Origin of the sequence: Rhizobium sp. NZLR10, from assembly GCF_019685125.1 — a bacterium.
GTDB lineage: Bacteria > Pseudomonadota > Alphaproteobacteria > Rhizobiales > Rhizobiaceae > Rhizobium.
Window position 1 is genome coordinate 78,505 of the sequence record NZ_JABDWE010000017.1, and the last position, 25,140, is coordinate 103,644.

At 59.6% G+C, this 25,140-nt stretch carries 15 protein-coding genes and 5 pseudogenes; 7 read left to right on the forward strand and 13 right to left on the reverse strand.

What is annotated here, in order from left to right:
* Window positions 1–72 precede the first annotated feature (72 nt).
* The 8 genes from HJB82_RS23430 to HJB82_RS23465 all read right to left on the reverse strand — a co-directional run bounded on the left by HJB82_RS23430 (window position 73) and on the right by HJB82_RS23465 (window position 18,329).
* Window positions 73–549 (reverse strand): hypothetical protein, encoded by a 477-nt coding sequence (locus HJB82_RS23430; protein WP_221141610.1) that lies wholly within the window; start codon window positions 547–549, stop codon window positions 73–75.
* Entirely contained in the window at window positions 546–2,804 is a 2,259-nt protein-coding gene (locus HJB82_RS23435; RefSeq protein ID WP_221141613.1) for a P-loop ATPase, Sll1717 family, read from the reverse strand. The genes HJB82_RS23430 and HJB82_RS23435 overlap by 4 nt, the downstream gene beginning before the upstream one ends.
* 1,287 nt (window positions 2,805–4,091) lie before the next feature.
* Complete coding sequence (locus HJB82_RS23440) at window positions 4,092–12,500, reverse strand: hemagglutinin repeat-containing protein (RefSeq protein ID WP_221141615.1); 8,409 nt, start codon at window positions 12,498–12,500, stop codon at window positions 4,092–4,094.
* Window positions 12,501–12,724: 224 nt separating this feature from the next.
* Complete coding sequence (locus HJB82_RS23445) at window positions 12,725–14,443, reverse strand: ShlB/FhaC/HecB family hemolysin secretion/activation protein (RefSeq protein WP_221141617.1); 1,719 nt, start codon at window positions 14,441–14,443, stop codon at window positions 12,725–12,727.
* Between the two features lie 11 nt (window positions 14,444–14,454).
* Window positions 14,455–15,066 (reverse strand): invasion associated locus B family protein, encoded by a 612-nt coding sequence (locus HJB82_RS23450; protein WP_221141619.1) that lies wholly within the window; start codon window positions 15,064–15,066, stop codon window positions 14,455–14,457.
* A 463-nt stretch (window positions 15,067–15,529) separates the two neighbouring features.
* Window positions 15,530–15,829 carry a hypothetical protein gene (locus HJB82_RS23455; RefSeq protein ID WP_221141621.1) on the reverse strand — a complete coding sequence of 100 codons (300 nt, stop codon included), beginning with the start codon at window positions 15,827–15,829 and terminating at the stop codon, window positions 15,530–15,532.
* Window positions 15,819–17,702 carry an AAA family ATPase gene (locus HJB82_RS23460; RefSeq protein WP_221141623.1) on the reverse strand — a complete coding sequence of 628 codons (1,884 nt, stop codon included), beginning with the start codon at window positions 17,700–17,702 and terminating at the stop codon, window positions 15,819–15,821. The genes HJB82_RS23455 and HJB82_RS23460 overlap by 11 nt, the downstream gene beginning before the upstream one ends.
* A gap of 12 nt (window positions 17,703–17,714) precedes the next feature.
* Window positions 17,715–18,329 (reverse strand): hypothetical protein, encoded by a 615-nt coding sequence (locus HJB82_RS23465; protein WP_259673996.1) that lies wholly within the window; start codon window positions 18,327–18,329, stop codon window positions 17,715–17,717.
* Between the two features lies 1 nt (window position 18,330).
* Between HJB82_RS23465 and HJB82_RS31720 the strand changes: the two genes are divergently transcribed.
* Window positions 18,331–18,546, forward strand: a complete 216-nt coding sequence (locus tag HJB82_RS31720) for a hypothetical protein (RefSeq protein WP_259669537.1) — start codon at window positions 18,331–18,333, stop codon at window positions 18,544–18,546.
* Between the two features lie 107 nt (window positions 18,547–18,653).
* On the opposite strand, the pseudogene HJB82_RS32060 reads toward HJB82_RS31720, so the two are convergent.
* From HJB82_RS32060 to HJB82_RS23480, 3 genes and pseudogenes are all read right to left on the reverse strand, one after another.
* Window positions 18,654–18,770: pseudogene (locus HJB82_RS32060) on the reverse strand (nucleotidyltransferase domain-containing protein); the annotation flags it as partial.
* A gap of 570 nt (window positions 18,771–19,340) precedes the next feature.
* A pseudogene (gene xth, locus HJB82_RS23475) lies at window positions 19,341–20,144 on the reverse strand (exodeoxyribonuclease III).
* A gap of 2 nt (window positions 20,145–20,146) precedes the next feature.
* Window positions 20,147–20,323 (reverse strand): DUF3606 domain-containing protein, encoded by a 177-nt coding sequence (locus tag HJB82_RS23480; protein ID WP_221141626.1) that lies wholly within the window; start codon window positions 20,321–20,323, stop codon window positions 20,147–20,149.
* 131 nt (window positions 20,324–20,454) lie between these two features.
* Between HJB82_RS23480 and HJB82_RS31935 the strand changes: the two are divergent.
* The 5 genes and pseudogenes from HJB82_RS31935 to HJB82_RS23500 all read left to right on the forward strand — a co-directional run.
* A pseudogene (locus HJB82_RS31935) lies at window positions 20,455–20,683 on the forward strand (SDR family NAD(P)-dependent oxidoreductase); the annotation flags it as partial.
* 205 nt (window positions 20,684–20,888) lie between these two features.
* On the forward strand, window positions 20,889–21,827 hold the full coding sequence (locus tag HJB82_RS23485; protein ID WP_221141629.1) for an adenylate/guanylate cyclase domain-containing protein: 939 nt from the start codon (window positions 20,889–20,891) through the stop codon (window positions 21,825–21,827).
* 90 nt (window positions 21,828–21,917) lie between these two features.
* Window positions 21,918–22,538: a LysE family translocator gene (locus tag HJB82_RS23490; protein WP_221141631.1), complete on the forward strand. Its 621-nt coding sequence runs from the start codon at window positions 21,918–21,920 to the stop codon at window positions 22,536–22,538.
* 44 nt (window positions 22,539–22,582) lie between these two features.
* Window positions 22,583–22,894, forward strand: a pseudogene (locus tag HJB82_RS23495) (alpha/beta hydrolase); the annotation flags it as partial.
* Window positions 22,895–23,295: 401 nt separating this feature from the next.
* Window positions 23,296–23,985, forward strand: a complete 690-nt coding sequence (locus HJB82_RS23500) for a hypothetical protein (RefSeq protein ID WP_221141633.1) — start codon at window positions 23,296–23,298, stop codon at window positions 23,983–23,985.
* A 55-nt stretch (window positions 23,986–24,040) separates the two neighbouring features.
* On the opposite strand, the gene HJB82_RS23505 is transcribed toward HJB82_RS23500, so the two are convergent.
* Together HJB82_RS23505 and HJB82_RS23510 are read right to left on the reverse strand one after the other, a co-directional pair.
* Window positions 24,041–24,247, reverse strand: a complete 207-nt coding sequence (locus tag HJB82_RS23505; RefSeq protein WP_221141636.1) for a hypothetical protein — start codon at window positions 24,245–24,247, stop codon at window positions 24,041–24,043.
* A gap of 1 nt (window position 24,248) precedes the next feature.
* Complete coding sequence (locus tag HJB82_RS23510; RefSeq protein WP_221115882.1) at window positions 24,249–24,449, reverse strand: hypothetical protein; 201 nt, start codon at window positions 24,447–24,449, stop codon at window positions 24,249–24,251.
* Between the two features lie 250 nt (window positions 24,450–24,699).
* On the opposite strand from HJB82_RS23510, the pseudogene HJB82_RS23515 reads away from it, so the two are divergent.
* Window positions 24,700–25,008: pseudogene (locus HJB82_RS23515) on the forward strand (GXWXG domain-containing protein); the annotation flags it as partial.
* Window positions 25,009–25,140 lie beyond the last annotated feature (132 nt).

Sequence of the window (25,140 nt, forward strand, 5' to 3'; positions counted from 1 at the left end):
CGACGAGCACAAGGTCTCGTTGCGTAGCGACAGAATTACATCGCCGTCATTATCGCGGCGATGCTGAAAGCGTTACAGATCTAAAAGATTTACCGCTGCTACCTGTGGCGAACGATTCATCGCAGGATCAAACTTGTCGTAGGGCTCGCCCTGGATGAACTGGTTGTCTTCCCACATATAGTACGTCTCCCTTTCGACCGTTCTTCCCGGCGGAATCTTAGTGTCTAGCTTGCTTACTCCGTCGACGATCTTGTCGCCAAAGGCGTCGGTGACCGACAAAGTGTGGGCAATTGCGACCACGGTCTTCTTGGACGTGTTCTTGAATGTCGGCACGAGTTCCACCCGGTCGCTGAATATCTGGCGCTTGTAGTCCTTGTTCTGAATCCGCATCTTCGCTGAGACAAGCCCCACCGACGCCTTGGACTGGTTGGCATTGCTGGGCGCGGGGACCGCCGGTTCGTCGGCGCCGGGTATCGTGATCGCATCGAAGCTGTCAGACGCCTGAGGGAGACGTCGACAGACCTCAACGAGGTTCGATAACAGCTTCATAGGTTAAGGGCGGCGTCGAAGGCCGGGCTAAGTACATAGACGGCCTCCGATCCAGCCTTCTTGACCAGCACGTCCATAAGCTTCATGTCGTAGGCGACGTCGAAGATGTACTTCAGGTTCCCCTGAGAGACGACTCCAAGGAAACCGTAGTAGATCATAAAGCGGACAACGCCGTCTGTCGTCTCCTCCGCGACCCCTGCACCCTTGAATATCTCGGCAAGCCTGTCGCGGTTGAACTCTCTCCCCTCCCCGATGAAGTGGTAGATAAGATTGGTGTCCATTCCAAGGATGTCAGTGAGTTCCTGGTCCGCCTCGGTGATCAGGTCGAGCGAATAGGCCTTGAGGCCCTTTTCAATGTCGGCTTCCTCAATCTTGGAACGACCCATGCTGACTGCAAAACCGCGGCAGTGGCCAATCAGCTTGATCAGATTTCTCGGCCGCATTAGGGAGCGGTCAATCATGAATTGGGAAGTTTCCTCGCCCCGGAAATGAGATACGCAGATTTCCAGCCACACCTTTTCGAAAGGCGTGTTCTCAGGGAGAGAGTTGGCGACAAGCCGTCGCCGCACGACCTCTCTCAGCAGATCGGAATCGGTCCAGTCCAATGTTGCCCGGCTTTCCTTACCATAGTCGGCTGATGCCTCGACAAGGAGTTGGTAGACGTCGTTTCGGACGAAGACGATGCTGTGGAAGTCGTGCTTTTCCCTCTGCATCTGATGCTGGACTTTCCGGGCGGCGTCGATCAAGCCCCGGAGGATGAGGATGTCGCTATCAGTCAAACCATGCGAGGACCAGCCCTTGTCGAGGTTGTCGAAAAGCAGCCATATGCTGTCCTTGAACTTCAGGTATTCCGACAGAGCGTCGCGCACGTCGCGGATGTTATGCTTGTAGCCCAGCTCCGTGACCTGGGCCGCGTTCAGTCTCTGGGAGGCGGTCTCGTCGTACTTCGCCTTGAATGCGTCGACAAGGTTCTGCGCAATGCCCACGAGCCGCTCGGAAAAGTCGCCCTCGGTGCCGTCCTCCGTACGGTACGCAGACTGGAGTCGCAGATACGGTGCGTACAGACTATTGTCGCGCAGGTGACGTTCGGCGTCCTTCTCGAGTAACTTGTAGCAGATTTCGAGGTAGAAGACGTATTCGAAGAGAGCCGTGATCAGGTGCGTCTTCGCGCCTTCCGCAAGATAGTCGAGGACGTCCTCCTTGAGCCGAATGAGCTGATAGCCCTCAGGCTTGAGATCGACCACGACGTTCGCGCTATTTGACCTCTTCTGATTGCGCACCTGCGAAAACAGTGCGGTCTTGCCCGCTCCCTTTCGACCGACCACAAGATTTACCTCACCGCGCGACGCACGTTGGTACTGGTCGGTCCGCAGATAGTAGCTGCCCAATGTTTGGAACTCGTTCTCGGCGACGGCGTCGCCGAGATAGAGATCCGCAAGGAACGTTCCCTTAGGAAGCGGGAGTGGATCGTCCGCCTGAAGCCTCGCGGTGACATCGAGCGCAAGCTCTCCAATGATGTCGGCAATGTCGTCGGCGCGATCATAAGTCTTCACAATGTCCCGGACGTCGAGCGGCGCCGGGCCTCCCCGCGGCTGCAGGATCACAGTCGGCTTCTCCATCCCGAGCGCAAGTCCAGAGGTGAATGCCGCCCTGATGTTGTGGATTTCGGCGTCGGTGAAGTGACTGGGGAGAAGCGGGATGACAGCTCCAAGCGACGCAGCAATGTCGTCGACCGCCTTAGGCGCGGAAAGGCGAGGTTCGTCGTCTGGAATGTATCCCTTGAAGCCTAGCCTTGACTTCTTAATGCGGCCGACGATGTTGAGCATCGCCTGATTGGACTGCGGGGTCCGCAGCAGGTAAACGGGCGCTTTGGTATTGAGCTGCCTTCGTACCGCGATGGGGCTACCTGCTCCGAATGACCGCAGGTGCCGTGCCAAACCGTCCGCGTCCGAATAGCTTTCGAATCCCAGGGTGTCGAAGATGCCGATCTTGTCGATCGTGGTTGCATCCCGCTTGATGTTGCTGTTTCGCGTCAGGTGGACACGCTTGCCCTGGCCGATAGCGTATCCGATCTCGAACGTCACATTGAAGTTCAAAACAGAGACGTCGGCGACCAGGAAGTCCGCGTTTCTTATGTGCTCGAAGATTGGATCGGTCAGCGGTAACCCGCAGATTTCGTTCTGTTCCCAGAGATGAAGATCGAGGCCGCTTGGACTTTGACAAGTCTTCACACGCTGCGCGAATTGCAGCGACAACTTCTTTTTCGACCGATGGGTACGCGAAGAAGGCTTTCACGGCGAATCAATCAACTTTTAGTTTAGAAAGAACTCGAATACCTCGTCGGAGCTTATCCGCCAAGCAGTAGCGCACGGTTTTACACCCGAATTTTTCGGATCGGCTCCGAGACCTGCTTTCTGGGTTCGGCCACAGGCAATCCGCTGGGGGCACACACCGTTGAGTGAAGGAAGACGTCCTAATCTGGAAACTTCCAATAAGTCGGCGCCGAGGCATCAGGCATCCCGATCAGAATGTGGGTACGCCTATCGGGCGGCCGAACGCCCCCGGACAGGAGAGACGCGATCTCCTCCACGGCAAGCATCGATTCCGAGAACGTGCTATGGTTCAGGCTGAAGAAATCCTTCCCCACTGAAGAGATGTCGATGGTGCGGCGCGGACGGCCCCGATCGAGCTTTCGCGGCCTCTTCTCCGAATGCCAAGCTGTCGGCGCTGATGAGACGGACGTTCTGGACCCCCAGAAAACAGAGCACGGTGGCGATGTAAGACGACGCATGCGGCAAAACGGTTTTGGCCTCATCTTTAAGTTCCGATCGGCTGGCAAGCGCTGCGGCCTGTTCGGGCGTGGGGCCCCTAACCTTCGCGCCGCTTAAAGACAAATACCTCGTTTTGATTGGCACTAATTATTGCAGGGGCATCCACTCTTGTGCAGCTTACAGCCACGACCCGGTCAGGAAAATGAGATATGATCTCTGTCTCAACCTCACCCATGTTTTCCTTGTCGATTTCACTTATAGCCAAGTCAAATATCGCGCGTACTTGAATATCTGAACTGCTCCAAGAGCACGTTACCGCTCGTAAATTAGGGCTAACGCTTCCTAGGAGTGACTGCTGTACAGCCAGCAAAACCCGGACGCGTAATTCAGCTTTTTCTGACAGGGTCGTGGCCTCGACGATACAATTTGCACTCTCTTGAAGCCATAGAATGATTCCTTTTGTCGTCGGTTTCTCTCACCGGCAACCGGATCAACATAACTGCCGATGACCTTGCCAAAAGGGTTCATCCGGACGAAGTCGCACGACGTCGCGACAAGAAGGGTAGGCTGCTCGATCATTTCGTATAGACAATTAGACATTTCCCATTTTCCTTCCCAACGAAACTGATGGGACGGGTGGTTTTGCCTCCGTCAATAGATATTTCCGCGAGTAGTTCTGGATCCTCGAAAGACTGCAGCTCTTTTATTAAATCGCGAATAGTTTTTCCTCTCTCCGTCCAGTTTTGAGCGTCGACGCCGTTTGAGATCATTTCAATCACCTATGCGGTTTAGATTCGTGTCGTAAGTCCCAAGTCGGGTGGCTTTGCTGCCGAGATTCTTGATAGACGTTGCCATCTTCCAAGCGCCCCCGTTATGGCCATCCAAGTCTCGTGTAATATATAGGTTCCCTTTTTTAAACACGGGCTGCCCGCCATGTGTTGTGTCGTTAATCTTTACAAATCCGAGTGCATTAGCCGCAATTTTTGCCTCACTGTTGGTCTTGTAAACGGGTCCTTTTCCTGCAGCGCCACCCAGCATCGCGATTGCAATGATCGCATTGATGTCAAGCCCTGTGGCCTCCAACCGATCGATCCTGACGCTCCAGGAAATCGAGGTGTCCTGCCAGATCTTCGAGCGCTCGCCGATTAGCTGTTCGCCGACCAGTGCGGCCGCATTCTGGCCCTCGGCATAAGCCTCGGCATTCGCGCCATCCGGGTCGTCACCATCGAGTTTTTTGATCGCATCAAGGAGCCAGTCGCCCTTCACCCAGCTTTCCACGTCGAGGGGGTGGTCGACGACGAAGGCAAAGCCGGCATTTCTTAGAATATCCGAACGCTTTTCAGCGTCCATCGTATTCAGATAAGCGTAGATGGCATCCTGGCAGTCCTGATAAGACTTGATGCCAAGATGAATGAGTTGACCGTCCCGCTGACGAATAGTGCAATCTGTGGAAAAATCGCCCGCATATGCCGGGGTCACAATCAGGTCGAACAGATTGAATCCCTGTTGCTGGGTGCAGCCTCCGAGAGATCCTCCATTCGCCAGCGCATCCAGGCCTGACTTGATGTTTGCAACTTCTTCCGGAGTCAGTTCCTTGTCCAGGAGGTACTTGTCGATGAAGCCACCTGGCTCGATCGCCTCCTTGATCCCGTTCCCGACGGCCTGCAAGCTGTTGCTGGATATATAAAAATCGAGATCCACATGCTTATCTTTTGTGATCTCGTAAGCTTTGTCGGGATCGCGGTTGAGTTCATCAAGAGGACGCGAGGATGTACCGTCATGTTCGAGCGAGTCCTGCTGTTCCTGATCGCGAATTACAATGTCACCTGAGCCGACCGTGGCGCGAACCGTCTGGCGAGTATCGTCAAGTTGGTAGGAGCCCTCCAGCGTGTGGTTGGTGGTGGAATTGCCGTTCTCGTCCTTGCCACTGGAAAGATCGATGCCGAGGTCGACACTGAAGCCTTCATAGTTCATCCGGCCATCGAAGTTGTCATAGGTCAGCGTGCCGGTATCGAGGATGAGGTCGCCGGATTCGGAGACGATCTTGCCGGCACCCAGATGGGTATTGCCGGCGACCGTGACGTCCATCGCGCCAGTGGAAACGAGGCCAGACTGCTCGGTGATCCAGTTCGTTTCGCCGGAGCCGCTGCCGCCGCCGATCTGCACGCCGGAAAGGAGTTGGCCTCCGCCCAAGCTGAAGCCACCGGAGGCAGAGTGGTTGGAGCTTGCCCCGGTGTCGGGAACGGAGAGGATGGTTAGATCGCCGCCAACATTGGCAGTTACCGTGTCACCGGAAACCACCGCGCCCGCGAGACGGGTATCGTTTCCTGATTCAAGGATGATGTCACCAGTGCCGTTGACGTGAGTATTGACCTGAGTGGTTCCATTGGCGTTGGACTTGCCAACCGATGCATCGGCGCCACCCGTCAGTCCCCCACTAACACCATTGATGCCGATGCCGGCGGAAACGCCGAAGCTTGCGCCCCCTGACGCGCTGCTCGTCGACGAGCTATCAGTCGCCTGTGCGCTTTCGAGGATGATATCCTTGCCGGCCTTCAGCGTAATATCACCCGCGTTGTCATTATCAGAGATGACGACATTGCCGTCAGCATCGTAACCTGCAGCGATTTGTGCTCCATGACTCGTGAGATCCCCGGAGACCGCCTCGATCGTCACAGACCGCCCTCCGCGTATGTCTGTCAGGACCGGAACAGAGGTTTGCGCCGCCTCCTTTTCCTTCTGATAAGTGAAGCCTACCGTGAGCGACGCCGACCCGACGTTGCCACCCTTTGCAATTTTGTCGAGCGCATCATACGCCTTGAGCGAGGCAAAGGCGGCGTTAGCTGCGGAATACCCATCAGAGATATTTGCAAGCTTCTGCGCCGCAACGCTCACGCTGTCAGCCGCGCTCACCAGGGAGGTTGAGACCGACAGGCTGATACCCGCGAAGAACTCTTCATGCAGGTGTTCGTAGTTTGTCTGATCTTGCGCCGAGAACAGATTGACGTCGCGTTCAGCAGTGATCCCAACATCGCGCTCGGCCGAGACGTTGGCGGCCTGCAGGTTGGCGTCGCGGCCGGCAGTGATCGTCAGGTCGTTGCCGGCAGAAAGCGTGGCCATCGCGTTGGTCTGCGAGCCTTGCTTCGTCGCGTCAGAAACCGACGACAGGCCGATACCAACGGAGAAGCCGCCGCTGCTCGAGCCGAAGGAAATGCCAAAGCCGGAGCGTTTTTCCTTTTCCTCGGACGACACGCTTTCGGCGCCTGGCGTTATGTTGACGTCGCGGGCGGCGTCGAGCGTGATGTTAAGATCCGCAGAGACCTGCGAGCCGAGGATGTTGATGTCGGTGTCGCGCGACTTGAGTGCAACATCCGTTCCGGCAGACAGCACCGAGGCCACGTTGAGCTCGGAGGCCTGCTTACCGCTCTTCTGCTCCTTGCCCCAGAGAGATATGAAGCTGTCACCGGAGCCGACGAAGAGGCCGGATTTCTTGCGCGTGACCTCAAGCTCGTGCTGCTCGGCCGCACCGATGACCGACACGCTGTCGCCCTTGACGGAAATCGAACCATCCGCATACGCTTGTGAGCCAGCGATCACCGCCGCGCCGCCGGCATCCAGATTGATATTACCGGATGCCCCGAGCTCCGAAGCAACCGTCGTCTCGTCATAGCTCTTGTAGTTTGACGATCCCTTGGACAGGAAGCCGCGGCGCGAACCCTCGTCGTCCTTGGCGCTGGTGTCCTTGCCTGAGGCGATGACGAGGTCGCCGGCGCTGGTGATGTTCAGGTCTGCGGCGCTGGTCTCATTGCCGGATGTGATCTTCGAGGCGGAGATGACCGTGTCCTTGCCCGACGTGATGTCGACACCGCCACCGCCTGATATGGCGGAGCCGACGGCTGTCGTCGTTTCCAGATGAGTGGTCGTCTTCTCGCTCGTGCCGAGGAATCCGCCCTTGGTGCTAAGCTTGGTGTCGAGGGTCGCGGTGTCGGTGGCTTCGGCGATCGTCACGTCGCCGTCGGCCTTGAGAGCGACCTTGCCGTCGGCGGCAAGCTGGCTGCCGACGATGTTGAGGTCGTGGTCGCCGCTGCCGTTGCCTGCGGTGACCGAGAGGTCGCCGCCGGCGGATATATCCGAGCCGACATGGGTGATCGACGAGGAGGACTTCTTGCCGAAGGTGGATGCGGACTGCTCCTGGGCGGCCGTGATGTTGATATCGCCGCCGGCGGTCAGCGCGACATTTCCATCAGCCTTGACGGAGGAGCCGGAGAGCAGGATGTCGTCGCCTGATTTGATCGTCGCATTCGTGCCGGCGGAAAGCTGCGATTGCTGCTGGTCGGTGGAGAGGGTCCTGGTGTAGCCGGATTGGTTGTTGCGGGCGACATCGGTCGACACCACGGCCACCGAACCCTTGTCGGCGGTCACCTCGAGCGTCGTGCCCGCCTTGGCGGAGCTGCCGATGACGTTGACGTTGTCGGTTGCCTTGATCGTCAGGGCCTTGCCGCTGGCAACCTGGCTACCGGTGGCATTCTGCTGGCCTGCGTTTTCGACCTTGGCGGCAGCCAACGTCACGTTTTTGCCGGAGAGCGTGGCGTCGCCTGTGGCATTGACCTTGACGCCCATGAGCGCCAGATCGCCACTGCCGCCGGCAAGTTGTAGAGCGCCGCCTGCCGCCACGCCTGCATTGGTGTTGACGACGTTCTGGCCGCCGATCGTCATCGTCTGAGCCGCCAGCGTGATGCCGTTGGTGGCATTGAGCGTCGTGTCGCCGCGCGACAGGAACGTGCCGCTACCCTGGATGGAGCTGCCGGAGACGGTAAGGCCGCCGGCGGATGCGATCAGGCCGGCATTGTCGAGATTGCCGACATTCATATTGACCGAGCCGCCCGCCATGGCCGCGCCGGCGCCGGAAAGCTTCTGCCGGTCGGCAGCGGCGACATAAACGACGGGTGCCAACACCTGGACGCCGTTGACGGTCTGCCACTGATAGAGGACAATCGACGTGGTCAGCGCCGCCGCCTGCTCAGGCGTGAGACCTTGGCCGACAGCCAGACCGTGTTTCTTGGCATAAGCGACACCGTCGTCGAGCAGCGTCTTCATCTGCGCGATCGCATCACTGCCGGCGATGAAGGTGCTGCGTCCCAATCCCTCGCCGACAAGCTGCCGCAACTGCGTGTCGATTAGCTGGTTCTCGAAATAGGCGTCTCCCAGGAACGGAACCGTCGTCTCCGGCACGTAGCCGATGCGGTTCATGAAATAGCCGGAGCCGTAGAACTTGCTGACGTCGAGGAAGTCGCCGCGGGTTTCGAACAGGAATATCTGGTGGGGTATGTTCCCGTCGACGCCGCCCGATTGCGGTTTGGCGGCGGCCTCAAGGGCTTTGCCGTCGAGGCGAATACGTTCGGCAATGTCGCCGAGGCCGGAAAGCGGGTTGCCGCCGCCGAGCCCGGCGTTGACGGTGAACAGCGCGCCGCCGGCGGTCAGGCCGGAGAGCGCCGAAAGCGGGTCGCCGGGATTGCCTGCTGCCGCCACGCTGGCGCCGCCGGCCATCGAACCGGCCGCGGAGGTGTTGGCGACGCTGCCGAAATCGACCGAGAGGGCACCACCCGCCTTGATGTTGGCCGATACGCCGCCGATCGCCTGGACGGAGCTGACGATCGTCGTGCCGTTGGCGATGTTCTTCGAGGGAGTGGCATTGCCATTGGCGTCATAGGCTGTGCAAGTGCCCTGCGCCTGGCAGGTCGTCGTCGTCGTCCGGAACAGCGTGACGCCGGTGTTGGTCAGCGTCGAGCCCTTCAGCGTCGCGTTGCCGCCGGCCTCGATCGAGCTGTAGGCATTGGTCAGATTCGTGGCGTCGATGTTGAGGTTGCGGCTCGCCCGGATCGTCGCTTCGGGGCTGAGCGTGCCGACCAACCGGTCTTCGTAGACTGACTGGCTGAGGTGGGACGACCAATCCCAAGTGTAGGTGGTGCTTTCGTCCGAGCCGCTGAAATTCACCTCATCGACGATGAAATACCGCGACGGATTGTTGGCGTCGTAGATGGGGTTGCCGTTTGCGTCCTTGGTGACTCGATCCCTGATCCAGTCGATGATCGGCGTGACCTTCTCCGGTCCATCGGCCGAGATCCAGGTCCACGCGCGGTAGGTGGTGCCGTCGGCAAGCGTCGCCTTCGACCAGAGCAGCGGCTGATAGTCCTGCCACAACCCCGGATCGACGCCGGCATAGAGCTGGAACATGTTCTGGTCTGCGGTCTCGAGATAACCGAACGGCAGGCCGGCGGCGACGGGATTCAGCGTGAAGCCGCTGACGACACCTGACGAAACCAGCGTCCCGGTCGTCCATTGCGGCGTGGCGGCGCGCTGGTTGGTCAGATTGCTGGTCAGGATGGACATGTCGTTTCCAGCCTGGATCAGCCCGGAAACATTGGTGACCGCCCCGTTTCTCTGCCCTGATGGCGTCCCGGCAATCTCAAGATCGTGGCCAGCTATGATGCCGCCCTGGTTGTTGGTGAGCACGCCGCCGACGAAGAGGCTGGCGTCGTGGCCGGCATAGGCGAGGCCCGTGGCGCTGTTGGTAAGATTGCCGGAAACATTGAGCGTCAGGTCGTTGCCGGCCGCCAATAGCCCGGCATTGGTCAGCGACGGCAGCGTCAGTGTCAAGTCGTTGGCGGCGAGCAGCGCGGTGCCGGCCGTCGTGGCAAGACCGGTGGCATCGATGGCAATATCGCCCGAACCGCCGGCATTGGTGACGGCGTTGATCCGAGTGCCGCTGAGATCGGCCGCGCCGGTCAGATTGAGGGCGAGGCCCCCGAGGGTGATGCTGTTGTTGCTAAGGTTGGCGCTATCGGCATTGAGGGTCAGTGTGCCGCCCGCGGCGATGTTGCTGGCCCCGCCGTTGGAGAGGTCGATGTTGGTGGTGGTGAGCGTCAGGTCCCCGGCGGCGCGGGTGGGATTGCCGTAGCTGATCTGGCCGGAGGCGGCGAGATTGGCGCTGCTGAGGGTCTGAAGCTTGTTATAGGCGATATTCTGGCTCGCATCGGCCGAAAGGTTGCCACTGCTCATCAGCGCGGCGTCGACGGTGATCGAACCACTGGTCGCGGTAAGGATCATGCCCCCCGCCTGCTGCAGCACCAACGTGCCATTGGCCGATTGGGTGGCGGCGAAATCGACGCCTGAGGCGATGCCTCCAGCTCGTATCGCCGGACCCGTGATCGAAACGTCGCCGGCGGCAAGGAGCTGGCCGGCAATCGACGTCTCCGCGTTGATGGAAACGCTTCCATGGCCGCTGACATTGTCCGCCTGGAAGCGGCCGGCATCGACGAGAAGAGCGCCTGCGGCAATGAGCGTGTCGACATCGACGCTGCCGCTGTTGCCCGCATCCAGCGTGAGATCCCCCGACGGGCCGACGACGGCAGCGCCGCCCGGCGAAACGGCGGTAGCGGCAAAGTCGAGACCTGAAACGATCGCCTCGGCCGAAATCGCGCCACCGGTGATCGACACGTTGCCGGCGCTGAGAATCTGGCCGCTGACATCCGTGGCGGCGTCGATGGCAACGGTGCCGTGCGCGGTGACCGAGTCGGCCGTCAGGGCGGCCGCCGTGACCGACGTGTCGCCGGCCGACAGGAGCCCGTCGACAGCGATCGCGCCGCTGCCGGCAACGAGCCGGATGTCGCCAACGCTGCCGAGAACGGTGCTGCCGTTTGCCGCAGCATTCGTCGCAGCCGCATCGAGGCCGGAGACAACGCTACCGGCCGCGATCGAACCGCCTGAAGCCGTGACGTTGCCCTCAGCCAGGACATCACCCGATATAGCGATGTCGGCGCCGGCGGATAGAGTAAGATTGTTGCCGCTGACAAGCGAGGCCGCGGCGATCGAGCCTGATGTCGCGGTGATCGCCAGCGCATCGCTGCTCTTTGCCGCACTGGCAATCTGGATGTCGCCCGAGGTGGCGTACAGGGCGAGCGTATCCCCGGCCATGACGCTGCCGGCAGCAATGCCGGCCGAAGACGACATCAGCACGCTGGCGGCGCTGTTGACCTCGCCGCCGACACTCAACAGGCCGCTGCCGCTCGACAGCACGATGTCGCCATCGGCGGCGACCGTATCGAGGGTGATGCCTTGATCTGCGGTAATGGCGGCCTTTGCCTTCGACGTGACTTTGGCGGCCGTCACCTTCGCCTTCGAGGAGATCGAAACGCCCTGCTGGCCGGAGACGTTGCCGAGCGAGATCTTGCCGTCGGCAGACAGAGACAGCTCGCCAGCATTCGCGGCCATGTCGCCGCGCATGCGCACGCCGGCGCCCTTTTCGGTCACGACCACCTTGATACGGTCGGCCTGCATGGCGCCGAGTGCGGAACCGTCGATCGCATATTCCGGCGTGCCGGACGTCGCGGCAAGCGGCGTGGCGTTGCCGGTCGCATAATCGAACTGATTGCGGCCGGCCGTGACGCGAAGGTCCTTGCCGTAAACCGGGCCGTTGACGGTGACTGCGCGCGAAACGATATCGAAAAGGTCCACCGCACCAGGTCCGGCAGCGAAGTTGCCGCCATTCGGTCCGATCGTGACATCGCCGCCGTTGACCGTGAACCCCTTCAGCGCGCCGTCCACGCCGATATCGGGAACGCCTGTCGTCAGCGTCGCATGCGGCGTGTTGATGAAGCCGCAGCCGTCGCAGGTGATGCCGTTCGGGTTGGCGATGATGACGTCGGCTTTCCCGCCGAACACCTCGATCGCGCCGTTCAATGCCGAGCGGTTGGCGCTGGTGACTTCGTTGAGGATGACCGATGCCGGCCCCGACGTGTTGAGATTGGGATTGCCCGGCGTGACGCCGCCAAGATTGGAGGTGCCGATCTCGCCCTTGAAGTTGTTGAGGATGAGGCCCGGCGTGCCGACGTTGAAACTGTCGTATTTGTTATGCGACAGTCCCTTGCTGTTCGGCGTGACGATGTCGATGAGCGGCACGCCGTTCGGCGCGGTGCCGACGCCCGGCTGGTTGGCTGCGGGCGCAGTGGTGCTTGCCGAGACCGACTGGGCATTGGCAAGCATCGGCTGCAGCACGAGCAAACTGCTGAGCAGGAGCGCCAGCGATTGCCTGAAAAGCCGTGCCGGCTTGAGACCAGCTCTTCCATTTGCGCCGGCGACTCCCCTTATTGCCGCCGTCCGCCCAAACCGCTCTTCGTTCATCACTGTCTTCCGCGCCCTAAAGTCTGCACGGCGGATAAATCCCGCCTCAGTTGTAATTTTTCAGCAGGACCGAGACCACAGCCATTGGTCGCGGTCAACTTCCGCCTGCACTTGAGGTAAATGCAATCCGAAGAAAACATCGTCATTTATCGCGGTGCAGCAATCATGCTAGCCATTACTCCCAACCATCCTGATGGAGAGGGGCATCTTCACTTCTTGCTTCACTACCAATGGGCGGATGCACTGAAATAAAAGAGCCCGCCGTCGACACCGTCGACGCTGCTTGTAATGATGTCGGAGTAGCCGAGATCGGCGCTGAGATTGCCGCCAACGATTCGAGTGCCGACCGTCCAACTGGCGAGATCACCGCCTGTCATGTCGAAGCGTTTTTGCGCATAGACATGGCCGTAATCGAAGCCGAGATAGGGGCGCAGTTCGCCGAACGCCTTCGCCGCCGCGCCGCCGCTTTGGTTGGAGCCGGTTCTCCAGACGATCTCGTTGTGGCTGAACATGCCGTTATTGCCGAAGAGCACGCTTTCGCGCGTGCCGCGGACATTGCTGTAGCTGCCGAGCGAGATCTGCTCGGCCCCGAGAAGATTGTCGGGGGAATATTGACCGCTGATGAGCGAGGTCAGCTCGAACTGCCGGCCGGCTGCCTGAAATGGCTGCGTCACGCTGATCGTGGCATTGAACTTCGAAAATCGCGGGTCGGCGTTGCCTGCGCCGGGTTCCCCCGGTTCCACCGCATCGAACAGGCCCAGCCCCTTGTCGTAGCTGGCGTCGAACATCCAGACGCCGCCGAACATGCTGCGGGAATGGGAAATGCCGATGTCGCCGACCGTATAGCGGCGGCTGCCGACCTCGATCAGATTGCCGAGCAGGAAGTTGTTGGTCTGCTTGTAGGTCAGGCCGCTGCGGACGGTGGTGATCGAATCCTTGTCGCGGAAGACGACGCGATCGATGCCGAGACCCGCCTGCCCCGAATTGCCGGAGGTTTCGAGCGTGCTGAAGTTTCCTTCGACGGCACTTTCATACTGGTACCAGGAGCCGTTCAGCGAAACGGTGGAATAACCGTAGGGGACGCTGACGCTACCGGAATAGCCGTTGCCAAATCCCCTGCCATCATTGCTCCAGGGATAATCGGGACCGCTATGTTCGTAGGAGAAATTCCACTGATCGTTGATATCGAGCAGATCATCGAAACCGAGCGAAGCCGAAGATCTGGAAAAGCCGGTGCTCTCCTGCCCCAGATTGTTATTGCCGAGGGACACATGCCAGGGCCTGCCCTGACGGTTTTCGATGTTCAGGATGGACGTTCCATCCTTTGGACCCGGCAGCATGGACGATTTGGCGTCGTTGGCCTGCAGCCGGTTCATCTGGTCGAGCCCCTGCTCGATGTCGCGGATATTGACGACGCGGCCGATCAGGCCGGGAAAGGCTGTCGCCAGCGAAGCGCTGCCGGCAACTTTTTGCCCGTTGAGATAGATGTCCGAAAGCGTGCCTTCGACGACGAGCAGACGGAGGACCCTTGTCTCGCGGATATCCTGCTGCGGCACGTAGACCCGCGAGGTCACATAACCATGATCGATATAGAGGTGCGTGATATCCTTGAGGACCGCGTTGATCTCGGCAAGGCCGACGCAGCGGTTGCCGTAAGGCGTCGTCACCTTGCCGAGCTCCTCGGGCGACAGCAGGGTTGCACCGTCGATCTCGACGTGCGTGATGTCGAAACAGGCCCCATTCCCCTCGCTTGCGGCCAGAGGCCCGTTTTGCGCATCCGCGCCGCCACCCGGCGTCGCGCGGCGAAGGGCATCCAGCCGCTGGGCCTGCGACTGCGCCTCCTGGCGACGAGTGAAATCATCCGTGGGTGACTGCGCGTAGGCGGAGGCGACACCCATCATCAGGATGCCAGCGGCCAGGAAGTGTCGAATTTCTAACGTCATGTGAAATTCGGCTACTTCGTAGTGGACTGAAGTTCATCGAGGGCCGGCTTCAGCCCTTTCAGCGAAAAGCGGATATTGACGTCCTGGCCGTTCATCAGCCGCACCAGCCCTTCGGCGGCCGTGCCTTTCTTCAGCGCCGCGGCCGTCTTCGTATCCAGTGCCTGCTGCGCCCAGCATCCGGCCTCGTTGCAGTTGCGGTAATCGAGCTTGGCTACCGGCTTGCCGTCGGCCTTGATCGACAGGCCGGAAGGCAGGAAGACGTTGAGCGGCAGAAGGGCGGTCAGCATCAGCCGCGACTTGCCCTTGCTCTGAGAATTGGTCGGCGCAGTTGATATCGCCAGCGTCAGCACATTGACGCTCTTACCGTCTTTGGCGACTTGCGCAACCTGCGCGACTTCGCACGCCTCGGCGCCTGCAGCGCCAGTGCAGCGATAATACCAGTCGTCGAATTTCTGAGACTTGATGGCTGTCGCCGGTTGAACCGCTTCCTGCACCTGCTCCGGTGTCTTATCGGCCGGGACAGGAGATTGCGAAAGAGACGGATTGGCACAAGCAATAGCCATCAGAACGGCGACGGCAGTCCGGCCGCTCCGTTTCATGCCGCTTTTCAAAAAGCGTCTCATTGAAAATGCAAAGGTTTCAATCAGGTGGAAAGCCATATCGCTATAATTGATTTCGCCTGTGCTTGTCGCACACGGGCAAATTACCGACGTCATCGAGAAAGCTCAGAGAGCGAGGCCAATCATCGGCTCGAGCGCTTGATAGCAGATCTCGGCGCGATACATCGATAGGTAGTGTTTGCTTTTTTCAGATTCACGCTCGTTTTCGGAGAATTGTGTAGTTAGTGCAACACATGCGCTAGCACTTACTGCCGTTTGCTGGGCGGACATGGTACCCACCTGAAGGTTGCCAGAGTAAAAGATGCCGACGACGATATCGCGTTCTGGTAGAAATTGAAATCACTCGAAACGGCTATGCTATAAGGCATCGAGGTGGGATTCGAGCGTACAACCCGCGCAGCCATTTTTTCCAAATACAACTTCTAGGTCGGCATTCCGCGACGGCGAATTCGACCTCGAGCGATGCCTACTCCTTGCCATGAGCTCGAGCCTCCAGCATGATTTCAGATAGGGTTGGCGGGGGATCCATGACGATGTCGATGAGGTCGTCCAGAGAAATCAAACACACGAATCCGCCTTCCGTCTCGATGAGAGCAGGCTGCCCCTGTGAGGCGCCATTCGTCAGGATGAAAAGACGTCGACGAGCCTCACGTAGCTTCCACGGGAGGTGGGCAGCTTCGAGTATCGCTTTCTCTACCAGGACGCGGCCCTCAGGAAATCGGGATGCCTTGTGGGTTCGCACGACGAGCTTCCAGTTACCCTTCATGTGCGTCGCCCCTCCGCCGATCGTCCGACGGCTTCATGATCTCCTCGACCTCGATGCCTTCGACGATTCCATGCTGGTCGAGCCTTGCAGCCAGCTCCTCGATGAGGGCGGCGTTCTCCCGAACGATCGCGCAGGCTCGAGCGTGCTGCTGGGCAAGGATGCTACTGACCTCGTTGGCGACCTCCGGCCGTGACCGCCGCAGGCGATCCCGTTCGAGGGCGGTCGACGCGCGCAAATAGCAGAGAGTCTCGCCCATGCCGTATTGAACGACCATCAACGTGGCGGTATCGGACGCCGCCGCGAGATCAGCTTCATCGCTTCCTCCCGCGCCGTCTGTTGTCGTATGGAGGAGAACACGTTCCGCGGCGATTCCTGCGAGGCGCAGGCAGATTTCATCGAGGTAGAACTGTCGGGACCTGACCAGCCTCCTCCTTGTTTCAAAGATTGCGCCCCCGGCCGCCCCAGTTTGATCTCGCATCTCGTCGGCAACAACGACAGTTTGCAAGGAACCATATCCGACGGCGAGGCCGACGATGGCATGCCCCGCCTCGTGAACGCAGACTACGCGACGCTCGGGACCGACCAATGGAACGGCCGGAGGAAGACACGAAAGGACCACTTTGGCGTCGATCGGGCTTCCGGCCTTCCTCGCCTTGCGGCGGACGTCTTTCGCAATTCCAAAGAAATCAGCTCCGGTCATTCCCGTCGTCGCCCCGGCGATGGCTACCGCGTCGACCTCCGACAGGGTGCCGAAATACGTCTTCGCGATGTCCTTTCGCCCCTCAAAATCTGGGGGTGGGATGCGGATGTGTCGCCCGAGTCTACCCGGCCTCTTGAATGCGGGATCGACAGTGTCGGGGAAGTTTGTGGCCGCCACGATGACGACGCCTTCCCTGCTCTCGCTGCCGTCGATCGCTTCAAGCAAGCCGTTCACCACTTGCGTGCTGTAATTGGTGTCACGATGAGCGAACCGTGACCTATCGCCGATACTGTCGAACTCATCGATGAACAGAAGGGAGGGAGACTGATCAACCGCTTCCTTGAACGAGTTCCGCATGGCCCCTAGGAGATCTCCGAGATGTCCGGTGGACTGCCACTTGGCGACGGACGTTGCCACGAAGTGCATTCCACACGAACGCGCAAGCGCGGCGGCATATAGCGTCTTGCCGGTTCCGGGTGGTCCGCTCAATAGCAGACCAGTTTCCAAATCATCCCATGGCAGGTGTCCTGCTCCCCAGGCGCGGATGTCCTCGACAAGCTCGAGGCCCCAACGCTTCGCATCACCATATCCACCCAGGTCTTCCAGAACGGGTTCCTTCCGACTCGGCCGCGTCGTCGCCGCCCCAACCCGCTGAACGATTTCTTCGAACGATCGACCAGGTCTCATTGCGGCGAAGACGAGATCGCGTGGAAGAGCCAGGAGCCTCTCAGCTTCTTCGAGCGAAAGCGTGAGACCCAGCACGTCCTGCGCTGCGACCTGCAGGTGCTCGGCGCCGAGCGAAGGCAGATCGAACACCCCGTCGCTCGCGACCACCAAGGTCGGCGGCAGCGGGGCGTCACGTCCGACAAGGACTAGACTGGCCTTATCTGCAATGGCGTCGACGACGCTGTCGAAGTCGACCCGGCCCCGGCGATTCCGGAACGGCCCATAGACGTTCAATCGCTCGTCCTCGGCAAGACCGAGCATGAGCAATGCCGCGGCCGAGATGTACTCATCCTCCTTCGCCCCCTTCGGAAGGCGAAAGATGAATACGGGCGGCCGGAGGCTCGGTAGCGGCAGGATGCGCTCCAACGTGAGGTGGATGGCCTGGGCATAGGCGACGCGTTCCACGGTCTCCTCGACGGGAGCGCGATATCTCTTCAGCGTGTTCATGATGGATCGCCCTCAGCGCTGGTAGCGGCGCAGGACCGTCTCTGGCCCGAGCATCGTCTGGTCGAGGTCGGCATCGATCATCCTGTTCAGGATCATCCAAGCGATCGCGGTCATCGGCTGAGCTTCCCTGAAGACATGCAGGCATTCGCCGATAGTCAGCGAACCGCCCTCGTCCAGGGCGGTTAGGAGCCTGATCCTGTCGTTGAGTGGAGTACGGTAGCTCGCGTAGCGAAGAAGATCGCGAGCGTTTTGGAGACGGAAGCCTGCTTCAATTTGTTGGCGGGACATGTAACGGTGACGGATGCCGGCGATCGCAGCAGCCTCTGTGACATCCGGGCTACCCCCCTCCTCGACGGCGTCCATGAACACCCTGGTGCCGTCTTCGTAGTCGATCATGAAGTCGGGAACATGCGGACCGATTTCGGCCTTTAGTTCGACGGGGAGGCAGAGCCACGCGACGACCTGCCGATCGACGTCGAGGAGGCAGGCCAGGTTACGGGCGAGCTGCGAGCGGAACATGGGATCGCCAGAGCAACGGACCGTTCCCTTGGGGTAGAAATGTTGGGTGGAGGCTTCTGTATAGGCGGCATACAACGCCGCGGGCATTTCGATGTGCGAATGGCTCATCATGAACATCCTCGAATACCAAAACGATGCCTGGGCCGCCTCGGAGCGGCCTGCCGTTCAACGTATTCGCGATATTCGAAGGAACCCGATCATGGTGAACAAAATACGAACAAAATTTGAAGAGTCAACGGGCAGATTAAAAATCATCAGCCGCCGAGGAACCTTCGTAGGGGGCCTTTCAGACGGACGCCTTATGGACAACGGCCCATCAGAATGATCTTCGGGCCTTTTGCGACGGGACCTGACGACGCGATCATCCGCCAGGCGCGCCCATTCCTCTGGAGTATGAATGTTCAGGTCGATCGTCCTGCCCAGAGCCTTCTCGAGACGCTGCACTGCCTCGCCGAGATCGAACACGTCGATATCCGCGACGATCATCAGATCGACGTCGCTGTCCGGCCGATCGTTGCCGACCGCAACCGACCCGAAGACGAAGGCCATCTCAATCCGGTCGCGAAATGGTTCAAGCTCGCGGGCGACGACGTCGCCTCGCCGTAGATAGGATTGCCGGGGTTGATTGAATAGAGAACCTGATTGCCGCGGGTGCTCTTCACCACGGCCCCTGATCGCTCGAACGCTGCGATGTCCCGATGACCGGTACCGGTTCCCGATACTAGTTCGTTTGTCCCGTACAAGCGGTCGGGATGTAGAAAAAGCGCGGCGAGAATCCTTTGCTGTCGCTCCGAGAGCATCCAGTCGATCATCGACATACCGCGCCAGAAATTGGACTGATCAGACCAATAGGTGGACTGTCTCATATTGTCTAGGGTAAGATCGCGCTTCCAGGACATCGTCGTGAACTATTGGGACCGCCAGTCGTTCGCTGGCTCATCGATCACGCGCACAGTGTTCTGGTCAGCCGGAACGGAATATCGACGTCGAACGCGGCCCGAACCATGCCGAGTTATTCGACGATTGGGCCGAAGAACTCCGACTGCTTTCACGCCGATGACGACGAAGGTGTCGATTAAGTCTTCCAGCATTAGACGGAGCTGTGTTTTCCACGCGTCTTCACTCATCACTTTGTCTCTTGCCTATCGTCCCCTCCTTCAACTCGATCCAGACGGGTGCGTGGTCGCTCGTGTGTTCCCACCCCCGGACATGCTTGTCGACTTCCGCCTTCGACAGACGCTTGGCCGCGTCAGAGCTCAGAAGGAAGTGGTCGATCCTCAGGCCGGCGTCGCGAGCGTATGCATTTCGGAAGTAGTCCCAGAAGGTGTAGATCCGCTTATCGGGATGAAGCGTGCGCAACGCGTCGGTCCAGCCTTGATCCACGAGGTTCTTGAACGCTTCCCGAACCTCGACGCGGAACAGCGCGTCGTTCGTCCAGCGCTCGGGCTTGTAGACGTCCATCTCGGTCGGCATGACGTTGAAGTCGCCCGCAAGCACGACTGGCCGATCAAGCTTAAGCAGTTCTCCCGCATAGTCGTGAAGCCGCTTGAACCAGCGGAGCTTGTAGTCGAACTTTGGGCCCGGATACGGATTGCCGTTCGGAAGATACAGGCCGCCGATAACGACGCCGTCGACGATGGCCTCGATGTATCGACTGTGCTCGTCCTCCGGCTCGCCGGGCAGCCCCTTCCTCGTAAGTTGAGGCTCCTGCCCTTTCGCCAGGATGGCGACGCCATTCCAGGACTTCTGACCCTACCACACGGCACCAAAGCCCGCAGCCTCGACGGCCTTCACCGGAAACCTGTCCTGCGGCGCCTTGAGTTCCTGCAGGCAAACGACGTCCGGCCCGCTCTCCTCCAGCCATCGGAGGAGGATTTCGAGCCGGCCGTTCACGCCGTTTACGTTGTACGTCGCCAGCTTCACGCCTAGTGCCGGCTGATTTCCGTTTCGACCTTCTTGCGTGAGTTTCCGGCGCTCTTCACGGCCTTCTTCACCGTGTCCTTCGACACGCTTTCCTTCTTCGCCTCGTAACGGACTTCGTGATCCTGTCGGCCAGCGACTTTCGCACGATCCTGAGCGCGGCCTCTCGATGTGGTTGCCATGTCTGCCTCCTGATGGGTTTCGGTCCACGAAAAACGGGCATCGAATCAAGAAGTTCCATGAGCTGCGGCGCGAGATACTCCTCGCAGATGCCGCAGCCGTCCTTGCCGATAAAGGAGCGCGGCCGTCCCACGCGCGCCCAGGCGCGGAAGTCGTCGTCAGCGGCAGATCCGAAGAACAGACCGCTAAGGCTGTCGAACGACTGAAAGCGATGGCGCCGGGGGCGGCGTCACGGCAGTGGCGCCGCCCTCGCCACCGCCGATGGATGCGCAACGCTCGTGGCGAAGTTGCCTCATGTAGACATCCTCATCAACAATGCTGGGATCTTCCAACCTAGCGATTTCTTCGACACCACGGACGAGGCCGCGAGGACGACCTTTGCCTGCCGCGCAAGAATTGCTTCGCCAGCGCGTATCCTTATCCGGTCGCGGCGCCCGTAACGACGACGACCCTGGCCGATGGTGTTTTCGGCTAGGCATCGAAGGTATGGTATCAGTATCGCTGAGGCGAAGGGAACAAAAGCTCTCGCCGGCCTTTCTCTGCGCAGAGGCCACTTTGGACATGCGCATGGAAGCTCCTCCTCTTGATCGAAAGCTTGCCGCCATCCTTGCTGCCGACGTGGAGGGCTATTCCCGGCTCATGCATGTAAACGAGGAGCGGACTCTGGCAACTCTGACATCGCATCGCACGATCGTCGACGGCATCATCGAACGGGCAAAAGGGGAAATTTTCGGGACGGCTGGTGACAGCGTTCTTGCTGAATTCCCGTCGATCTTGCTCGCGTTCAATGCCGCCGTTGCGATGCAGCAATCCATCTGGCGCGCCAACCAGGCTCTACCTGACGAAGAGCGGATGAATTTTCGTATTGGCATCAACGTCGGCGACGTTCTAGTCAAAAACGGGGATATCTTTGGCGATGGCGTCAATATCGCGGCTCGGTTGGAAGGCATGGCGGATGTCGGCGGCATCTGCGTCACCCGCGGTGTCAGAGATCATCTCCTGGACCGGGTCGATGCGACGTTCGAAGATCTTGGTGAGCAGACATTCAAAAACATCGCAAGACCGCTGAGGGTGTTCCGGGTGCAGTTCGACCAAGAGGCAGACCCGCTCATCGATGGACCCGAGCCCCGCCTCCCGCATCTCGATGAGGGGAACGACAAAGGCACTTGGGCAGAGCATGCCGAACCGATATCAACCGATTATCGAACCCCGGACGATATGCAGCAGGTCGAGATCGCTTACTGGGACTCTGTACGGGAAAGCAATGACCCCAATGAGTACCGACAGTATTTGACGCGATATCCGAACGGAAAGTTTGTCGATCTGGCGCAGGCTCGCCTTGAAAACGGCAAGCCTTCGACGGAAGAGCTGGCGGTCGAAGTTGCCTTCTGGGAAACGGTACGTAGTGATGGGAACGCCGCGATGATCGAAGCCTACCTTGCCAAATATCCCCAAGGACAATTTTGTGACTTGGCTCGTCTGATGCTCGCGGGACCGGGCAGGTAGGATTAATCAAAAACAGAAGCTGCCGCATTAAATTGTCTTACCTGTGACTCAACCAAGGCGCACACTGCCACAAGCGAACTCGAGGACCGCATGTTTTTCCTTTCAGTTGCGGCAATCTGGGCCATTGCCTCCATGACGCCTGGACCAAACACGCTGCTGTCCATCCGCTATTGCCTGACATCAACGCGCAAGGTTGCGGTCACCGCGGCTTTCGGCACGGTCACCGGGACGTTCATTTGGGGCCTGGCCGGATGGTTGGGCATCAACGTGCTATTTCAGGCCGCCCCGTTCGCCTATCTGGCCCTGAAAATCGCAGGCGGGCTCTATCTTGTTTGGCTCGGGCTGAAACTCTTCCTCGACCTACGGAAAACACACGGCGTCGATGCGGACATTTCGTCGACGCGCGTCGAAATATCATTAGCCACAGCTTATCGCATGGGTCTCGCGACCAACCTTGCCAATCCGAAAACAGCGCTTTTCGTCGCGTCGCTTTTCGCCGCGACAATGCCAGCGGGCACGCCGTTCTATTACGGCGCGGCGGCAATTACCGAGATGATGATGATCTCGGCCATCTACTACACCTGCCTGATCAGCCTGATTACTCATCCTGCGGTGGCCGCCGGCTATCTCAGGGCAAAACGAAAGATTGATGTCGGTGTAGCGACCGTGTTCATCGGCTTCGGCACAAAACTTCTCCTGTCCCGGCAGTAGGATCAACACGCAAGTTCGTCGGCCAGAGAGACTCCGGGCAAAGTACCGAGTTCTTTGCCGGAGATCTCTCTGAAGCCGATCAGAAGCTTGTATGGGCGACACACTATGCTCCTGTCGCCGATCTCTTTCATCAGCAGAAGCTCAGCGCGGGTCAAGTTGCGTGGAGGTCTAAGCCGAGCTGGTACGTGCTCGCCACACAGGATCACACAGTGCATCCAGATCTCCAGCGCTGGGTTTCCAAGCGCATGAACGCGACAATCACCGAAGTGGAAAGCAGCCACGTGCCTATGCTCTCCCAGCCCGAAGTAGTCATCGACGTGATCCGCAAGGCTGTGGCCACAATCCAGAGCCAATGACGACTTCACATCCATTCACTATCGAAAGGCCGTGTAGGACGGCCTTTCTCCACAAAAGGAGGCCTCATGCTGATTCATTACAACCCAGACGGTCGCACACCCGCCACCTATTAGTATGGGGATCGAGTTGCCGGGCGATATCTACCTCCTCGAACGCAAATGGTCTGGAATGAAACCCGTCGGCTTGGTGTTCCCGCACCGTTTAGCGCGCGCGTCGTGAGGCTACGCTTGACCTCCTTCAGTCCCGGCGAAACAAGGACAACCTTCGAATCGCGACTTGAATGTGCCATCCGGATGGCGATCTGTGCTGGACGCGCTTTCCGTGTCTCGACCGTGGGGCGTTGACGGAACATTCGGCTGTTACACTCGTTCGCTCCCCACCAACGATGGAGGAGCACTCAATGACAAGCCTGTACAACGACGGCGCGCCCCACTTTGCGGGCGGACCCGCCAAGAGCACGTTGACCGCATTCTTCGACAGCAGAAGCGACGCCGAGACGGCCATCGACAAGCTGAAGTCGGCAGGCGTCGCCGACGTTCGCCTCATGCCCGGCTATGAAGCCGATGGCGAAGGTTCCGCAGTCGCAGCAGAAGGCTCGGGATTCTGGTCGCGACTGGGAGACTGGTTCTTCCCTGACGAGGATCGAGACGTCTATGCCGAGGGCCTTCGCCGCGGCGGCTTCCTCATCTCGGTTTCCGTTAACGAGAGCAACTACGACACTGCGCACGACATCCTCGACGACGAAGGATCGATCGACCTCGACGAACGGGCGGATCTTTGGCGGGAAGAAGGCTGGACCGCCGGCGGGCAGCAGTCCGCGGCGTCGAAGGAAGACGTCTTCCAGGCGGACGCGGCTGCCGGCAGCGCCGCGGGCGTCGGTCGCTACACCAGAAGCACGCAGGCGACGTCTCCGCGCGTGCGGGGATATGATCTCGCCGAAGATCTGCCGAACGACGTCGTAGACGACGTGATTCCGACGGGTCATCAACGGGACGTGTCGGAAGGCGGTCGCACTGCCGATGATCGGCTGTCGCAGAGCCAGTCGATCGACGACGTACGGCAGAGCCAGGTGTTGCCGGGCAACCGCTAGGCGAACAACTACTGTCGAAGCCGCGCGCTGAAACGCGGCTTCGACACTGACGCAACTACCGCATCCGGCCTTCGTTCTCATCGGTGGGATCGAAGTTGATATCCCAGTCCTTGACGGGCTTCTTCCCCGGAGGCGTCTTATGTTCGGTTGCGTCCTCCGAGCCGGTGATCACGGTCGGCTTCGCACTATGGACGCCCGTTGATTTGCGGTTCCCGACCGACCTGGCATACTGGCCCTTGGCATCTTTTTCGACGTCTGACATGTCATTCGCCCTTCTGCTTCAGGCCGTCTGAGATCTTCTTGACCTGCGGGTCGGCGTTGGTTTCGCCGTTGGCGTCCTTCGTTCTGTCGGGATCATCTTTTGCAGGCATGTAGCCGCGCGGCGTGTTCTCCTGCGGACCTTCCCAGCGTGGCGACTGGTCGGTGGTGCCCGGAGCACCGTCCTGTGGTTTGTCAATTCCCATCGTTAAATCTCCCTGTTGGATAACAGGTAACCTCGGCAACTCCCTGCTTGTTCCTCGTTAGTGGAAGAGACAATCGGAACCATCTCGTTTGATCGGCATTCCTTTTTCCGAACGCGGGCCGTGTCAACCGGACGCGACAGGGATGGTGAACGCCGCGATTTTTCCGGTTTCTCCCTGCGGCCAACGAAACGGCAGTCGAGCGCCCCACCTGTCCGGTATCGCCTCAACCCCTTTTTCATCTGGAGTAAGGATGACCGACGATCAGCAATCGACGAGGATCGCCTGGTTCGACGGTCTGCCGCCCGTGCTCCCAGCCGAAATGGTCGGCCTCTGGCGCGGCGAAGGCATACCGTCCGGACATCCGCTCGACGGCGTGCTCGAAAACCTGCAGTGGTTCGGCAAAAGGTTTCACCCTGACCTAAGGGCGGACGCCCTTCTCTTCCAGTGGCGGCCCGGCCGTCTCGTTCCGATAGAGCCGTCATTCTTTCCGATCAGGCTATCGCTCCGTCTGGCGAGGTTTGGGCGCTCGTTCGTCGCCCGCAACTGGTTTTCATATCTTCTTGCGAGCGCTTGACGCTATGGAGACGCGTCGATGATACGCGCGGAGGCTCCTACGGAAGGCGGACAGTTATCGCAGTCGCAACCGACGACCGGCACCGGTTCTCGAAGAGGTCAGTGAAGGAAAATCCGA

Coding starts and splice junctions, on each gene's coding strand:
- HJB82_RS23485 (WP_221141629.1), top strand. CDS start 20,889: ATGGAAGCTCCTCCTCTTGATCGAAAGCTTGCCGCCATCCTTGCTGCC.
- HJB82_RS23460 (WP_221141623.1), bottom strand. CDS start 17,702: ATGAACACGCTGAAGAGATATCGCGCTCCCGTCGAGGAGACCGTGGAA.
- HJB82_RS23440 (WP_221141615.1), bottom strand. CDS start 12,500: ATGAACGAAGAGCGGTTTGGGCGGACGGCGGCAATAAGGGGAGTCGCC.
- HJB82_RS23430 (WP_221141610.1), bottom strand. CDS start 549: ATGAAGCTGTTATCGAACCTCGTTGAGGTCTGTCGACGTCTCCCTCAG.
- HJB82_RS23505 (WP_221141636.1), bottom strand. CDS start 24,247: ATGTCAGACGTCGAAAAAGATGCCAAGGGCCAGTATGCCAGGTCGGTC.
- HJB82_RS23455 (WP_221141621.1), bottom strand. CDS start 15,829: ATGAAGGGTAACTGGAAGCTCGTCGTGCGAACCCACAAGGCATCCCGA.
- HJB82_RS23450 (WP_221141619.1), bottom strand. CDS start 15,066: ATGAGACGCTTTTTGAAAAGCGGCATGAAACGGAGCGGCCGGACTGCC.
- HJB82_RS23465 (WP_259673996.1), bottom strand. CDS start 18,329: ATGAGCCATTCGCACATCGAAATGCCCGCGGCGTTGTATGCCGCCTAT.
- HJB82_RS23500 (WP_221141633.1), top strand. CDS start 23,296: ATGACAAGCCTGTACAACGACGGCGCGCCCCACTTTGCGGGCGGACCC.
- HJB82_RS23445 (WP_221141617.1), bottom strand. CDS start 14,443: ATGACGTTAGAAATTCGACACTTCCTGGCCGCTGGCATCCTGATGATG.
- HJB82_RS23510 (WP_221115882.1), bottom strand. CDS start 24,449: ATGGGAATTGACAAACCACAGGACGGTGCTCCGGGCACCACCGACCAG.
- HJB82_RS23480 (WP_221141626.1), bottom strand. CDS start 20,323: ATGGCAACCACATCGAGAGGCCGCGCTCAGGATCGTGCGAAAGTCGCT.
- HJB82_RS23490 (WP_221141631.1), top strand. CDS start 21,918: ATGTTTTTCCTTTCAGTTGCGGCAATCTGGGCCATTGCCTCCATGACG.
- HJB82_RS31720 (WP_259669537.1), top strand. CDS start 18,331: ATGAACATCCTCGAATACCAAAACGATGCCTGGGCCGCCTCGGAGCGG.